Origin of the sequence: Pseudarthrobacter sp. 1C304, from assembly GCF_052245515.1 — a bacterium.
GTDB lineage: Bacteria > Actinomycetota > Actinomycetes > Actinomycetales > Micrococcaceae > Arthrobacter.
This window is the reverse complement of the sequence record NZ_JBQQCH010000014.1, coordinates 1-14423: the sequence shown is the minus strand read 5'-3', so window position 1 is coordinate 14423 and position 14423 is coordinate 1. Positions and strand designations below refer to the sequence as shown.

Below are 14423 nucleotides of genomic sequence, written 5' to 3'. Positions count from 1 at the left end.
TTCCGACAGTGAATTCGCCCGTGACTTCCAACAGCCAGGTCCGGCACTTCCTCAAGGACACCGACCTCACCCCGGCCGAGCAGGCCGAGGTCCTGGACCTCGCCGTCCGGATGAAGGCCGCCCCGTACAGCGTCCAGCCGTACGCCGCCGAGGGCAGCGGACGGAAGACCGTCGCCGTCATCTTCGACAAGACGTCCACCCGCACGCGGGTTTCCTTCGCCACCGGGGTGGCGGACATGGGCGGCAACGCGCTCATCATCAACCCGGGCGAGGCGCAGATCGGCCACAAGGAATCCGTCGAGGACACCGCCAAGGTCCTCGACCGCATGGTGTCCACCATCGTCTGGCGCACCGGCGCGCATGCCGGACTCGTTGCCATGGCCGGGAATTCGTCCGTTCCCGTCATCAACGCCCTGTGCGATGACTACCACCCCTGCCAGCTCCTCGCCGACCTCCTCACCATCAAGGAGCACAAGGGCACCCTGGCGGGCCTCACCATGAGCTATCTCGGTGACTCCGCCAACAACATGGCCAACTCCTACCTGCTGGCCGGCGTCACGGCCGGCATGAACGTCCGGATTGCCGGACCTGAGGGATACCTGCCGTCCCCGGAGATCATCGCCGCCGCCGAGAACCGCGCAGCGGAGACCGGCGGCTCGGTGCTGGTGACCGTGGACGCCGCCGAGGCGCTGCTCGGGGCCGACGTCGTCGCCACCGACACGTGGGTCTCCATGGGCCAGGAGGACGAGAAGGAAGCCCGGCTGCAGCTGTTCCGGAACTACGCCGTCGACGAGGCCGCCATGCAGCTGGCCGCACCGGACGCCGTCGTCCTCCACTGCCTGCCCGCCTACCGGGGCTACGAGATCGCCGCGGCCGTGATTGATGGCCCGCAGTCCGTCGTCTGGGACGAGGCCGAGAACCGGCTGCACGCGCAGAAGGCCCTGATGGCATGGCTGATGCACCGTTCCGGCCTCGCCGTGGTTGAAGGACTCGGGTAGTGTCCGCCCAACCGGCCTCCCCGGGGGCCAGCCCGGCCACCAAGACGGCACGGCAGGCCCGGATCACCGCGATCCTGACCGGGGAATCGGTCCGGTCCCAGGCCGAACTCGCGGCGCTGCTCGCGGATGACGGCGTCCAGGTCACCCAGGCCACGCTGTCGCGGGACCTTGTGGAGCTCGGCGCAGTCCGGGTCCGCGGCAAGGAAGGCGTGCTGGTCTACGCGGTGCCGGGGGAGGGCGGGGAGCGGGCGGCCAAGAGCGGCGTCACGCAGGAGATCCTCGACGCGCGGCTGACCCGGCTCTGCGGCGAACTGCTGGTCACCGCCGAAGCGTCGGCGAACATCGTGGTGCTCCGGACCCCGCCGGGCGCAGCGAACTTCCTGGCCCTCGCGATCGACCATTCGGTGATGCCGTCCGTTTTAGGCACCATCGCCGGGGACGACACCGTGCTGCTGGTCACGCGTGACCCGCAAGGCGGCGCGGGCGTGGCGGCGCGCTTCCTGCAGCTCGCCGAGGAAGCCGGCACCAGCTGAGCACCCGCAGGTTTTTTTGAAGATTGGGCCTGCCACGGCCATGTGACAGGCTTTCCCTAGACAAAAGCAGTACCAAAACAACTAAGGAGCATTTGACGTGACTGAGCGTATTGTTCTGGCCTACTCCGGTGGCCTGGATACTTCCGTAGCCATCGGCTGGATCGGTGAAGCCACCGGCGCCGAGGTCATCGCCGTGGCGGTCGACGTCGGACAGGGCGGCGAATCGCTGGAAACCATCCGCCAGCGTGCCCTCGGCTGCGGCGCCGTCGAAGCCTACGTGGCCGACGCGTCCGACGAGTTCGCCAACGAATACTGCGTGCCCACGCTGAAGGCCAACGCCCTCTACCAGGGCCACTACCCGCTGGTCTCAGCCATCTCCCGCCCGGTGATCGTCAAGCACCTGGTCAAGGCCGCCCGCGAGTTCGGCGCCACCACCGTGGCCCACGGCTGCACCGGCAAGGGCAACGACCAGGTCCGCTTCGAAGTCGGCATCCAGACCCTCGGCCCGGACCTGAAGTGCATCGCCCCGGTCCGCGACCTCGCCCTCACCCGCGACAAGGCCATCGCCTTCGCCGAGGAGAAGGGGCTGCCGATCGAGACCACCAAGAAGAACCCGTACTCGATCGACCAGAACGTCTGGGGCCGCGCCGTCGAAACCGGCTACCTCGAGGACATCTGGAACGCCCCCACCAAGGACATCTACGACTACACCGCCACCCCGGAGTTCCCGCCGGCGCCGGATGAAGTCACCATCTCCTTCGAGGCCGGCGTGCCGGTCGCGATCGACGGCGTCAAGGTCACCCCGCTGCAGGCCATCAAGGAACTCAACCGCCGCGCCGGCGCCCAGGGGGTGGGCCGGATCGACGTCGTCGAGGACCGCCTGGTGGGCATCAAGTCCCGCGAAATCTACGAGGCCCCCGGGGCCATGGCCCTCATTACCGCGCACAAGCACCTCGAAGACATCACCATCGAGCGCGAGCAGGCCCGCTTCAAGGCCACGGTCGGCCAGCGCTGGGCCGAACTGGTCTACGACGGCCAGTGGTTCTCCCCGCTGAAGCGCTCCCTCGACGCCTTTATCGAGGACACCCAGAAGTACGTCTCCGGCGACATCCGCATGGTGCTCCACGGCGGCCAGGCAATCGTCAACGGACGCCGTTCCGACACCTCGCTCTACGACTTCGACCTCGCCACCTACGACACCGGCGACACCTTCGACCAGTCGATGGCGCGCGGCTTCATCGAGCTGTGGGGCATGTCCGCCAAGGTCGCCTCCGGCCGCGACATCCGCGTCGCAGGAAAGTAGCCCGCGTGGCTGAGCACAAATCCGAAATGGGCCCACGGGCGCAGGGGTCCCCGGCCGAGCGGAGCGAGGCTGGGGTGCGCCCGGGGACGAAGTCCGAAGCTACAAACACCGGTGCGCTGTGGGGTGGGCGGTTCGCCGGCGGCCCCGCCGACGCCCTCGCCGCGCTGAGCAAGTCCACGCACTTTGACTGGCGGCTGGCCCGCTACGACATCGCCGGGTCCAAGGCGCACGCCCGCGTGCTGCACAAGGCCGGACTGCTCGACGACGCCGAACTGGAAGGCATGCTGGACGCCCTCACCCGGCTGGACGAGGATGTCGCCTCCGGCGCGTACCTGCCGGCCGAGTCCGATGAGGACGTGCACGGTTCGCTGGAACGCGGGCTGATCGAGCGCGCCGGCACGCATCTGGGCGGCAAGCTCCGCGCCGGCCGGTCCCGCAACGACCAGGTGGCCACGCTGGGCCGGATGTTCCTCCGCGACCACGCCCGGATCATCGCCCGCGGCGTGCTCGCCACCATCGAAGCGCTGGTGGACCAGGCCCGGGCGCACCAGGGAGTGGCCATGCCCGGCCGCACGCACCTGCAGCACGCCCAGCCGGTGCTGCTCAGCCACCACCTGCTGGCCCACGCCTGGCCGCTGCTGCGCGATGTGCAGCGGCTGGCCGACTGGGACAAGCGCGCCGGGGTGTCGCCGTACGGGTCGGGCGCCCTGGCGGGCTCCTCGCTCGGGCTGGACCCGGAGGCCGTGGCCGCGGACCTGGGCTTCTTCTCGGCCACGCACAACTCCATCGATGGCACCGCCGCCCGCGACGTGTTCGCCGAGTTTGCGTGGGTCACCGCCATGATCGGCGTGGACCTGTCCCGGGTGTCGGAGGAAGTCATCCTGTGGGCCACGAAGGAGTTCTCCTTCGTCACCCTGCACGACTCCTACTCCACCGGTTCCTCGATCATGCCGCAGAAGAAGAACCCGGACGTGGCCGAGCTTGCACGCGGGAAGGCCGGCCGGCTGATCGGCGACCTGACCGGGCTTCTGGCCACGCTCAAGGGCCTGCCGCTCGCGTACAACCGCGACCTGCAGGAGGACAAGGAGCCGGTCTTCGACGCCACGGACACCCTGGAGCTCCTGCTCCCGGCCGTCTCCGGCATGATCGCGACCCTGACGTTCAACACCGAACGGATGGAAGCGCTCGCGCCGCAGGGCTTCGCGCTGGCCACGGACATCGCCGAATGGCTGGTCCGGCAGGGCGTTCCGTTCCGGGAGGCGCACGAGCTTTCCGGTGCCGCGGTGAAGCAGGCCGAAAGCCGCGGCGTCGAGCTCTGGGACCTGACGGATGAGGAATACGCGGCCATCTCGGAGCACCTGACACCGGAGGTCCGCACGGTCCTGTCCACGGAGGGCTCGCTCAACAGCCGCAACTCCCAGGGCGGCACGGCGCCGGCCGCCGTCGAGCGCCAGCTCCTGGCCCTTGAGGCGGAGCTCGACGGCGTCCGCGCCTACGCGGGGTAGCAGCCACACGCGAATGGCCCACGCCGGCAGGGTTCCCTGGCCGAGCTTGCGAGGCTAGTTTTCGCCGACGCTCCTGCACCGCCTGCAGGAGCGTCGGCGGATTTCCTGCCAAAGGTGGGGGAGCGATGTCCGGTTGCCGCCGGGAACATCCGGGTAGGGTCTTCGCATGAGCGAATCATTCCGCCAGCTCCTGCGCGGCCTGCCAGATTTTCCGGACGAGCTGCCGGACTTCGACCCGGCCTCGGCCCCTGCGGATCCTGCCGAACTCTTCCGGCAGTGGCTTCACGAGGCACTGGCCGCCGGGGTGCCGCAGCCCAACGCGTGCAGCCTCGCCACCGCGGACGGGCTGGGACGGCCGTCGTCCCGGATGCTGATCCTGAAGAACATCGATGACGACGGCTGGCACTTCGCCACTTCCCGCGCCTCCCGAAAGGGCCGGGAACTCACCGGCAACCCGCACGCGGCGCTGAACTTCTTCTGGCAGCCGCAGGGCCGGCAGGTCCGCGTCGCCGGGGCCGTCAGTGAGCTTTCCCGCGAAGCCTCCGCGGCCGACTGGCTCGCCCGGCCCGGCGCGGACGGCAGCGGGAACGAAAACCCAGCCTGGCAGCTGTACGCCATCAGGCCCCGAGAGGTCGAGTTCTGGCAGGCCCGGCACGACCGCCGGCACATCCGCCACCAGTACGGCCCGGGGCATTTTAATGAGTCGGTGCTTTAGTTCATCGGCACTTCAGTTAGTCGGGATTATCCAGAGCCTCGGTTAGGATGATCGCCATGACCCACATCACCCCGGAGAAACTCCCGGAAGAACTCCGCCGGGCAGCCGGCGTAGTGACAGGAATCGCGGCCACCTTTACCGCGGAGGACGTCAAAGCCGCCTCGGAACTGCCGGGCTGGACCCGCGGCCACGTGCTGGCCCATATCTGCGGCATCGCCAACGCGATGGCCCGCCAGGTCGAATTCGCCGCCCGCGGCGACAGCATTGAACTCTACGACGGCGGCTATGAGGGCCGCACCCGCGCCATCGAGATGGCCGCCGGGCACACCGCCGAAGAACACCGGGCCGATCTGGACGCCGCCCTGGACCGGGCCCTGCGCGCCTTCGGGACGCTGGAGCGCGCCGGCTGGCAGACGCCCATCAGTTTCCGCGGCGGCGTCGTGTTCGACGGCGGCCTGGCGCTCTGGCGCGAACTCACCATCCATGCAACCGATCTGGGCACCGGCCGCGGCCCGGAAACCTGGAGCCGGCCGTTCTGCGAGCACCTGTTTGAGTTCCTGGCCGCCCGGGTGCCGGAAGGGCAGCGCTTCGTCCTCCAGCCGCTCGGCCTGCCGGCCGTCGCGATCGGCGCCGCCGGCGGACGCTCCACCGCCATCAACGGAATGCTTACCGACATCGCGGCCTGGCTCGCAGGGCGCACCCCCACCCTCGGCAGCCTGCGCGCCACGGCTGCGGCCGACGGCGTAGACCTTCCCGAGCTGCTGCCGTGGCCGGCCGGCGTGCCCGTCACCCGCTGACCCCCCTGCCGAGGTGGGATTTCGCGACCATGACCACGAGCGGCATGGGCGCGCGAAATCCCACCTCACCGTTTCAGGCGGCGGCCAGCCGGCTTTCCCGCGCCAGGAGGCTTTCCTTGATGGCCAGCCCCCAGCGGAAGCCGCCCAGGCTGCCGTCCGTGCGGATCACGCGGTGGCACGGCACAAACAGTGCGGCCGCGTTGAAGGCGCACGCACTGGCCGCGGCCCGGACAGCCTTTCCGTTTCCGGAGAGCTCCGCGTATTCGGTGTAGGTCACGGGGTGCCCCGGCGCGACGGTCCGCAGCACGTCCCAGGCGTGCCCGCGGAACGGGCCGGACTTCTGCAGCACCGGCACGTCCATGGCGGGCCCGGGGTTCCCGGCATAAAACTCCTCCACCGCCGCCGAGATGCCGCCCAGCCCGGTGACGGCCTCGTACTCCGCCGGAAGCAGCTCCGGATGGATCTGCCCCGTCAGCTCGCCGGGCACCGCTGTCCAGCCGGAGGCCAGCACGGCCCCGTCCCGCGCAATGATGGTAAAAGGACCGTCCGGGGTGGACATGGTCAACAGCTGGGCTTTCATGGCGTCACTTTCCTTGGAGTAGCTGTCTTCGCGGACCGGGCCGCCGCCTGCGCGCCGGCCGCCGCGCGCCACAGGTGCATCGTGGCGTAGGAGCGCCAGGGGCTCACCTCACGGAAGTCCGGGGCCAGCAGGTCCCCGGCGACCGCCGGGCCTTGCTGGTCCCGGCCGAGGGAGCGGATCCCGTTGCGCACGGCCGCGTCGTTGGCCAGGAAAACATCCGGGGCTCCGATGACGCGCATCGCCACATAACCCACGGTCCAGGGCCCGACGCCGGCGAGCGGCAGCAGCTTGGACTCCAGACTTGGCAGGTCATCACCGTAGCCGAAATCGAGGGCGCCGGACGCCATCGCGGCGGCTGCGCCGCGGACCGCGTCGATGCGGCGCTGCGGGCCGCGGAGCAGTTCGTATCCGGCCCCGGCAATTTGTTCCGCCGTCGGGAACAGCCGGTGCAGTCCGTCCGCCGGAACCAGGCTCTCGCTCCCGGCTGCGGAGAGCTGGATCAGGGCGGTCCGGGCTGCGGCGACGGTGATCTGCTGGCCGATCATGGCGCGGACCAGCAGCTCCTGTGGGTCCACGGCCCCGGGCATCCGCATTCCCGGCGCGGCCGCGACGCTGGCGGCGAGCCGCGGATCCGATCCCAGCGCGTTGTCGATGGCGACCGGGTCGGCGTCGAGGTCCAGGAGCCGGCGGATGCGGCTGAGCAGGGTGGGCAGGTCCCGCAGGTCGACGGCGCCGATGGTCAGTACCAGCGGGCGGCCGGGGGCACCGGCGTCCCAGTCCACCCGGAAGCGGGCGTCGCCGTGGGCCAGGCGCAGCGTCCGGGCGTAGGAGTTGGCGGACCCCTCCTCGATGCCCGGGATGGCCCGGACGGCGAGGAAGCCGAAAACCCCCGGATCGAAGGGCTCCCGGTAGGGAAGGTTGAGGGTCAGCGCGGTGGACGGGGACGCCGCAGCGTGGGCCGGCGCCTTGGGGTGCCGCGCGGTGGCCCGCAGCGCCGAGGGGGTCATGGCGAAGACCTCGCCCATGGTGTCGTTGAACTGCCGCACGCTGCTGAAGCCGGCGGCGAAGGCGATGTCTGCCGCCTTCATCGACGTGGAGACCAGCAGGGTGCGGGCGGTCTGCGCGCGGCTGGCCCGCGCCAGGGACAGCGGCCCGGCGCCAAGTTCGTGGCTCAGGATCCGGTTTAGCTGCCGCGAGGAATAGCCCAGCCGGGCGGCGAGCCCTTCCACGCCGTCGCGGTTGATCACACCGTCGTTGATGAGCCGCATGGCGCGGCCGGCGACGTCGGAGCGCAGGTTCCAGGCGGGCGTGCCGGGGACGGCCTCGGGGAGGCAGCGTTTGCAGGCCCGGTAGCCGGCGTCGTGCGCGGCGGCGGAGGTTTCGTAGAACGTGACGTTTCCGGCCTTGGGGGTCCGGGCGGGGCAGGACGGGCGGCAGTAGATGCCCGTGGTGCGGACAGCGGTGTAGAACTGCCCGTCGAACCGGGTGTCCCGGGCGTCAATTGCCCGGTAGCGCTGCCAGAAGTCCATAGGTTCATCCTGCCAGCTGTCCTGCAGCGCTGCTAGCGGGAATCGGACACGGCCGTGGTGCGGCTTGCTGCCCGCTACAGTGGGACCATGACTGCGACGCCCGGTGCCGGACTGCCCGCCGGCGGACCGCCCAGCAACGCCCAGCCCACTGGAGGTCCGCCCGCTCCCGGACTGCGCGCGCTGCTCGCCCAGGACGCCCGGCAGGTGGCGCCCCTGCTGCTCGGGGCCGTGCTGACGCACGACGGGCGCGACGGCGCGGTGTCCGTCCGGATTTCCGAGGTGGAGGCCTACCTGGGCCCGCATGACTCGCTGCATCCGGATCCGGGATCGCACACGTTCCGCGGAGCGACGGCCCGCAACGCGGTGATGTTCGGCCCGGCGGGCCACCTGTACGTCTACTTCACTTACGGCCTGCACCACTGCGCCAACATTGTGTGCGGGCCGGATGGCACGGCGTCCGCCGTGTTGCTGCGGGCCGGCGAAATTGTGGCGGGGGAGGAGCTGGCCCGGAGCCGGCGGCCGGCGTCGAAGTCCCCCAAAGACCTCGCCAGCGGCCCCGCCCGGCTCGCCACCGCTCTGGGCATCACGACGGCGGACAGCGGCCGGGACGCCCTGGCTTTCCCGTTCCGGCTGGAACTCCCGGCCGCCCACGCCACTGATGTCAGCTCGGGACCCCGCGTCGGCGTCTCGGGGGCCGGGGGCTCGGACGACTACCCCTGGCGCTACTGGCTCACCGGTGACCCCACCGTCTCCCGCTACAAGGCAGCGAAGGCGCGCCGGGCCTAGCAGCAGTGGCCGGTGGTCCCGGCGATTCCCAACCACCTGCAGCGCAGGGATATAAGCACAGGGATGATGAGGACTTATGGGAGAGGGCAAGCGCGGGAAGCCGCGCAACGAACTCGAGCGGCTTGAGATCTTTGCGGAGCTGGCCTCGGACTACTTCCGGATGGCAGAACTGTTCCAGCCGGACCCGCAGGCCGGGGGGCCGGTGCCCGCGGAACCCCGGGAGCTCGAGCGCCGGCAGTGGCTGGAGCTTTTCCGGGCGGCCCTGCTGCGCAAGTTCATCGTCCGCGACGAGCACGTGTCCCTCAAGCTGGTGGTGCGGGCCCTCCGCCGGTGCAACGCCGGGGGCGACCGCACGCTCGCGGACGGGGCGGACGCTGTGGTCGGCCTCTTCACCCCCGAGATGGTCCAGGGCCGCCAGCACGTGATTCCGGTTCCGGCGCCCACGGACGGAAGCGATGTGTTCGAGGACGTTCTCTACGGACGTCTCCTGCACGGCGACGCGGACCGGTTCCGCAGCTCGGAGTGGGCGAAGGACCCCCACCGCCTGGCCGCCGCCACGTCCGGCCGGTTCAACGCCGAGCGTGCGCTCAGGAAAGCCCTCGACGTCGTCAGCTACGGGCTGGCGCACGGACTCCTCCGCACTCCGGAGGATTTGGAACCGCCCAGTAGGGTTGATGGGTGAATCAAAGCGAGCTCCAGCAGACCACCGTGACCACCAGCGACGCCGCCATGCCGGTGGGCCAACTGATCAGCAGCCTCTGCGCCACCATCCCCGACTATCCCAAACCCGGCATCGTCTTTAAGGACCTGACCCCCGTCTTCGCCGACGGCGGAGCCCTCAAGGCTGTGGTCAACGCCCTGGTGGAGCCCTTCGAGGGCCAGTTCGACGCCGTCGCAGGCGTGGAGGCGCGCGGCTTCCTGCTGGCCGCGGCCGCCGCCTATGCCACCGGCACCGGCGTCATCACCGTCCGCAAGGCCGGCAAGCTGCCACGGGACGTGGTGGCGGAGGACTACGCGCTCGAATACGGCACCGCCACCCTGGAGCTGCACACCACGGACCTCGCTCCCGGCAGCCGGGTCCTGATCCTCGACGACGTCCTCGCCACGGGCGGGACCCTCGGTGCCGCCGCCCGGCTCTTCGAACGCTGCGGCATTCACGTGGCCGGCGTGGGCGTGGTGATGGAACTGGGCGATCTGGGCGGCCGCGCGGCCCTGGCCGGCCACCGGGTCAGCTCCCTGCTGGCCCTCTAGCGACCTTTCCCCAACGGGGCCGGGCGGCGACATGCCTGCGGCACCCATGGACGATTCCAACCGCCTCGGTAGAATGCCAGCAAAAAACTGACATGTTCCGGTGGGAAGGCCGAAATGGTAGTAGAATGGTTGGTCTGTCTTTTTCGATAGGGGAACGTTCGATGCACGACGCTGATTTGGCCCATGAACGCGACTATGTAGCGGGATTGTATGCCCGGCTGGATGAGCTGCGGGCGGAAAAGCGCGCCCAGCTGGCCCAGGTCCGGCGGGCCGGAGCCGTGGGCACCATGCAGAACGTTTCCGAGAGGGACGCGTTCGCGGCCCTCTACGAGGACCGCCTGGCGCAGCTCGACGCCGTCGACGACCGGCTTGTGTTCGGGCGCCTCGACCTCGACTCCGGCGAAGCCCAGTACATCGGCCGCATCGGGCTCACCACGGACGACCTCCAGCGCCTCATGCTCGACTGGCGCGCGCCCGAGGCCGGGCACTTCTACCAGGCCACCGCGTTCGACCGGCAGGGGGTGCGCCGCCGCCGCCACCTCATCCTGCAGGGCCGCGAGGTCAAGGCCATCGAAGATGACGTGCTCGACGTCGACCTGCTCGCTGACAACGAATCCCTCCAGGGCGAGGGCGCCCTGCTGGCGGCCCTCAACTCCAAGCGGACCGGCCGGATGTCCGACATCGTCGGCACCATCCAGTCCGAGCAGGACCGGATCATCCGTTCCTCGATCTCCGGCGCCCTGGTGGTCCAGGGCGGGCCCGGCACCGGCAAGACCGCCGTGGCGCTGCATCGCGCCGCCTACCTGCTCTACACCCACCGGGACCGGCTGAAGTCCGCCGGCGTCCTGCTGGTGGGGCCGTCGTCGTCGTTCATGAAGTACATCGAGCGTGTGCTGCCCTCACTCGGCGAGACCGGCGTTGTGATGGCGAGCGTCGGCCGGCTGATGCCCGGCATCCACGCCGTGGCGGAACCTGAGTCCGCCGTCGCGGCCATCAAGGGCCGTCTGGACATGGCCGAGGTCGTGGCGAACGCCGTCGCCAACCGGCAGCGCATCCCCGCGGAGAACCGCATCCTCGAAGTCGACGGGCGCAAGCTTGTCCTGACGCCCCGGCAGGTCCGCCGCGCCCGGGACCGGGCCCGTGCCACCGGCAAGCCGCACAACGAGGCCCGCGTGTCCTTCGTCAAGATCCTGCTGCGCGAACTGACCGAGCAGATGACGGAACTCGTCGAAGCCGGGAACCTGGGCAACAACGCAGACCGCTCCTACCTCGCCGAGGACGTCCGTTCCGCCCGGGATGTCCGCATTGCGCTGAACCTGTGCTGGATGCCCATGACCCCGGAGAAGCTCATTACCGAGCTGCTCAGCAGGCCCGCGATCCTTGAGGCCTGCACCCCCCACCTCAGCCCCGCGGAGCGCGAACTGCTGCTCCGGCCCGCGGACGCGCCATGGACCGAGGCGGACGTGCCGCTCCTGGACGAGGCGGCGGAACTCCTCGGTGAACTCGACGCGGCCGCCGGCAGGGGGCTGGCCCAGCAGGAAGCGGACCGCGCCCGCGACCTGGCCAACGCCAAGCAGACGCTGGTCAACATGGAGACTGCCGGCGTCGACGCCCTGTTCACCGCGGAAGAGCTCGTGGACCAGAACCAGGAGCGCGAGGCCCGGCTCACCGCCGCCGAGCGCGCCACGACGGACCGCAGCTGGGCGTTCGGCCACATTGTGGTGGACGAGGCCCAGGAGCTTTCGCCGATGCAATGGCGGCTGCTGGTGCGCCGCTGCCCCCTGAAGTCGTTCACCATCGTGGGTGACATTGCCCAGACCAGCTCCGTGGCCGGCGCCAACTCCTGGCACAGCGCCCTGGCGCCCATGTTCGGGGACCGGTGGCAGCTCGAGGAACTCACGGTCAACTACCGCACGCCCTCGCAGATCGCGGAAGCCGCCGCCCGGATGGCGAACGCGGCGGGTCTGGTGGTGTCCGCACCGAAGGCCGTCCGTGAAGGCCGCTGGGCGCCGCTGATCGACCGGGTCGAATCCGGCCAGATCATCAGCAAGCTCGTGGACGTCCTGCCGGAGGAGATCTCCGCGCTGGACGGCGGGCTCCTGGCCGTCATTGCCGACGGCGACCTTCTCCCCGAGGCGACCGCGGCACTGCGGGCCGTCTATGGCCACCGCGTGGGCACGGACGCCGGCAGCTATGCGCAGGACATCGTCGTCATCAGCCCCCGCGAGGCCAAGGGGCTGGAGTTCGACGGCGTTGTGGTGCTGGAGCCCTCCGCCATGCTGAACCACGAGCACGGCAGGGTAGGCGACCTGTACGTTGCCATGACCCGCCCCACGCAGCGGCTGCGCCTGATCGCCGCCGCGGCAGTGCCGGCCGGCATCGAAGACTGAATGGCCGGCATCGAAGACTGAACGGCCGCCGTCAGGGGCGCGGGCGCCGGGGGAGCAGGGTGGTCACACGCGCTGGGACCGCCCTGATCCTGCTACCTTAGATTCCGTGTCCCAGCTAAATGATCTTCGTTCCCAGCAGAATGACCCCAGCTTCGCCAACGTCTGGCAGGAGCTGAAATGGCGCGGCCTTGTCCACGTCTCTACAGATGAGGCGGAGCTTGAGAAGCTGCTCGCCGGTGAACCCGCAACCTATTACTGCGGCTTTGACCCCACCGCGCCGAGCCTGCACCTGGGCAACCTGGTCCAGTTGCTGCTGATGCGCCGGATCCAGCTGGCCGGCCACAAGCCGCTCGGGCTGGTGGGCGGTTCCACAGGCCTGATCGGGGATCCCCGGCAGACCGCCGAGCGCGTGCTGAACACCCCGGAAACGGTCGCCGAGTGGGTAGGCAAACTGCAGGCACAGGTACAGCGCTTCCTCAGCTTCGAGGGTGACAACGCCGCGCGGATGGTCAACAACCTGGACTGGACCGCGCCGCTGAGCGCCATCGACTTCCTGCGCGGGATCGGCAAGCACTTCCGGGTCGGCACCATGATCAAGAAGGACATTGTCGCCAACCGGCTGAATTCCGACGAGGGAATCAGCTACACCGAGTTCAGCTACCAGATCCTTCAGGGCATGGACTACCTGCAGCTGTTCCGCGACTACAACTGCGTCCTGCAGACCGGCGGTTCGGACCAGTGGGGCAACCTCACCAGCGGCACCGATCTGATCCGCAAGGTCGAGGGCAAGCACGTCCACGCCCTGGGCACGCCCCTCATCACGAATGCCGACGGCTCAAAGTTCGGCAAGAGCGAGGGCAACGCCATCTGGCTGGATCCGGAGATGTGCAGCCCCTACGCCTTCTACCAGTTCTGGCTGAACACGGCGGACAGCGATGTTGCGTCGCGGCTGAAGGTGTTCACGTTCCTTGGCCGCGCAGAGATCGAGGCCCTGGAAGCCGCCGTTGCCGAGCGTCCCTTTGCCCGCGAGGGCCAGCGGAAGCTCGCCTACGAAGTCACTTCCCTGGTGCACGGCGTCGAGGCCACGGAGAAAGTCATCGCAGCCTCTGCCGCTTTGTTCGGCAACGGCGACCTCAGCGTCCTCGACGAGGCCACGCTCAAGGCCGCAACCTCCGAACTCCCGACCGCCACCGTGGACGCCGGCGGCCTGGGCATCATTGAACTCCTGGTGGCAACCGGACTGTCGGACAGCAAGTCCGCGGCCCGCCGCACCGTGGGGGAGGGCGGCGCCTACGTCAACAACGCGAAGGTATCGGACCCGGAGGCCGTGATCGAACCCGGCCAACTGCTGCACGGCCGCTACCTGCTCCTGCGCCGCGGCAAGAAGAACCTTGCCACGGTAGAGGTCAGCGCCGCCTAGCCGGAGCTGCGCCGTGCCACCGCGCGTCACCTGCACGCTCCTTCCCGACCCGGTTGCAAGGTCGGGGAGGAGCGTGTATTGTTTTCTGAGTCGCCACCGAAGAGTGGCGGCCAACCCCAACAAAAATAGAGAAGCAATTCTTCTAGTACTTTCGGCTCCCCTGGAGCGGACGGCGCAGAAATGAAAGGTTGCTTCCAATTATGCTGGGCGGATTCGCTTCACCGGATGAAATGCAGATGAAAATCTGGATTTGCAAAGTTGAAATGAATGAAATAAGCTGGAAATATCGCAGCGAGGGAAAAGCGAAAAGAAATTCATTTATTGAATTGTTCGCCGAGTAATTCGAATGTGTCTGTTGTTTGAGAACTCAATAGTGTGCCAAGTTTGTTGATACCAATTGTTTTATTGATTGGTTGTTTTGGCTGTGTTGTCCACCCCGTGGATGGCATGGTTTTTACAGCTGGTTTCAAATTTTGTGCAGCCGATGGTTCCCGTTTTCCCGGGGGTGTTGGTTGTGTCTGTTTTACTTCAACGGAGAGTTTGATCCTGGCTCAGGATGAACGCTGGCGGCGTGCTTAACACATGCAAGTCGAACGATGATCCGGTGCTTGCACCG

General features: G+C 68.8%; 13 protein-coding genes and 1 rRNA gene. 12 read left to right on the top strand and 2 right to left on the bottom strand.

The features are described from left to right. Positions 1-20: 20 nt before the first annotated feature. The 6 genes from argF to ACTWQD_RS17850 all read left to right on the top strand — a co-directional run bounded on the left by argF (position 21) and on the right by ACTWQD_RS17850 (position 5851). Entirely contained in the window at positions 21-998 is a 978-nt protein-coding gene (gene argF / locus ACTWQD_RS17875; RefSeq protein WP_443197464.1) for an ornithine carbamoyltransferase, read from the top strand. Further along, positions 998-1531, top strand: a complete 534-nt coding sequence (locus tag ACTWQD_RS17870) for an arginine repressor (RefSeq protein ID WP_443197463.1) — start codon at positions 998-1000, stop codon at positions 1529-1531. The genes argF and ACTWQD_RS17870 overlap by 1 nt, the downstream gene beginning before the upstream one ends. Positions 1532-1628: 97 nt before the next feature. After that, the gene (locus tag ACTWQD_RS17865) at positions 1629-2834 is read left to right on the top strand and encodes an argininosuccinate synthase (RefSeq protein ID WP_443197462.1); all 1206 of its coding nucleotides are present in this window, start codon (positions 1629-1631) and stop codon (positions 2832-2834) included. A gap of 26 nt (positions 2835-2860) precedes the next feature. Continuing rightward, on the top strand, positions 2861-4339 hold the full coding sequence (gene argH, locus ACTWQD_RS17860) for an argininosuccinate lyase (RefSeq protein ID WP_443197487.1): 1479 nt from the start codon (positions 2861-2863) through the stop codon (positions 4337-4339). Positions 4340-4505: 166 nt separating this feature from the next. Then, the gene (locus ACTWQD_RS17855; protein ID WP_443197461.1) at positions 4506-5054 is read left to right on the top strand and encodes a pyridoxine/pyridoxamine 5'-phosphate oxidase; all 549 of its coding nucleotides are present in this window, start codon (positions 4506-4508) and stop codon (positions 5052-5054) included. Positions 5055-5110: 56 nt separating this feature from the next. Continuing rightward, complete coding sequence (locus ACTWQD_RS17850; protein WP_443197460.1) at positions 5111-5851, top strand: maleylpyruvate isomerase family mycothiol-dependent enzyme; 741 nt, start codon at positions 5111-5113, stop codon at positions 5849-5851. Positions 5852-5924: 73 nt separating this feature from the next. Here the strand turns inward: ACTWQD_RS17850 and ACTWQD_RS17845 are convergent, their stop codons facing one another. Together ACTWQD_RS17845 and ACTWQD_RS17840 are read right to left on the bottom strand one after the other, a co-directional pair. After that, positions 5925-6431 (bottom strand): methylated-DNA--[protein]-cysteine S-methyltransferase, encoded by a 507-nt coding sequence (locus ACTWQD_RS17845; protein WP_443197459.1) that lies wholly within the window; start codon positions 6429-6431, stop codon positions 5925-5927. Next, positions 6428-7960 (bottom strand): AlkA N-terminal domain-containing protein, encoded by a 1533-nt coding sequence (locus tag ACTWQD_RS17840; RefSeq protein ID WP_443197458.1) that lies wholly within the window; start codon positions 7958-7960, stop codon positions 6428-6430. Before ACTWQD_RS17840 ends, ACTWQD_RS17845 begins: the two co-directional genes overlap by 4 nt. Before the next feature lie 87 nt (positions 7961-8047). Between ACTWQD_RS17840 and ACTWQD_RS17835 the strand changes: the two genes are divergently transcribed. The 6 genes from ACTWQD_RS17835 to ACTWQD_RS17810 all read left to right on the top strand — a co-directional run. Next, a complete protein-coding gene (locus ACTWQD_RS17835) occupies positions 8048-8746 on the top strand; it encodes a DNA-3-methyladenine glycosylase (RefSeq protein WP_443197457.1) in 699 nt (232 codons plus the stop codon). A gap of 76 nt (positions 8747-8822) precedes the next feature. Then, a complete protein-coding gene (locus ACTWQD_RS17830) occupies positions 8823-9428 on the top strand; it encodes a hypothetical protein (RefSeq protein WP_443197456.1) in 606 nt (201 codons plus the stop codon). Between the two features lie 47 nt (positions 9429-9475). Beyond that, positions 9476-9997, top strand: coding sequence for an adenine phosphoribosyltransferase (locus ACTWQD_RS17825; RefSeq protein WP_443197486.1), 522 nt, complete (start codon positions 9476-9478; stop codon positions 9995-9997). 161 nt (positions 9998-10158) lie between these two features. Beyond that, positions 10159-12387, top strand: a complete 2229-nt coding sequence (locus ACTWQD_RS17820) for a HelD family protein (protein WP_443197455.1) — start codon at positions 10159-10161, stop codon at positions 12385-12387. Positions 12388-12493: 106 nt separating this feature from the next. Continuing rightward, on the top strand, positions 12494-13807 hold the full coding sequence (gene tyrS, locus ACTWQD_RS17815; protein ID WP_443197454.1) for a tyrosine--tRNA ligase: 1314 nt from the start codon (positions 12494-12496) through the stop codon (positions 13805-13807). Between the two features lie 528 nt (positions 13808-14335). After that, positions 14336-14423 (top strand): 16S ribosomal RNA (locus ACTWQD_RS17810); the annotation flags it as partial.

Coding starts and splice junctions, on each gene's coding strand:
- ACTWQD_RS17855 (WP_443197461.1), top strand. CDS start 4,506: ATGAGCGAATCATTCCGCCAGCTCCTGCGCGGCCTGCCAGATTTTCCG.
- ACTWQD_RS17830 (WP_443197456.1), top strand. CDS start 8,823: ATGGGAGAGGGCAAGCGCGGGAAGCCGCGCAACGAACTCGAGCGGCTT.
- ACTWQD_RS17835 (WP_443197457.1), top strand. CDS start 8,048: ATGACTGCGACGCCCGGTGCCGGACTGCCCGCCGGCGGACCGCCCAGC.
- ACTWQD_RS17840 (WP_443197458.1), bottom strand. CDS start 7,960: ATGGACTTCTGGCAGCGCTACCGGGCAATTGACGCCCGGGACACCCGG.
- ACTWQD_RS17825 (WP_443197486.1), top strand. CDS start 9,476: ATGCCGGTGGGCCAACTGATCAGCAGCCTCTGCGCCACCATCCCCGAC.
- ACTWQD_RS17845 (WP_443197459.1), bottom strand. CDS start 6,431: ATGAAAGCCCAGCTGTTGACCATGTCCACCCCGGACGGTCCTTTTACC.
- ACTWQD_RS17850 (WP_443197460.1), top strand. CDS start 5,111: ATGACCCACATCACCCCGGAGAAACTCCCGGAAGAACTCCGCCGGGCA.
- argH (WP_443197487.1), top strand. CDS start 2,861: ATGGGCCCACGGGCGCAGGGGTCCCCGGCCGAGCGGAGCGAGGCTGGG.
- ACTWQD_RS17820 (WP_443197455.1), top strand. CDS start 10,159: ATGCACGACGCTGATTTGGCCCATGAACGCGACTATGTAGCGGGATTG.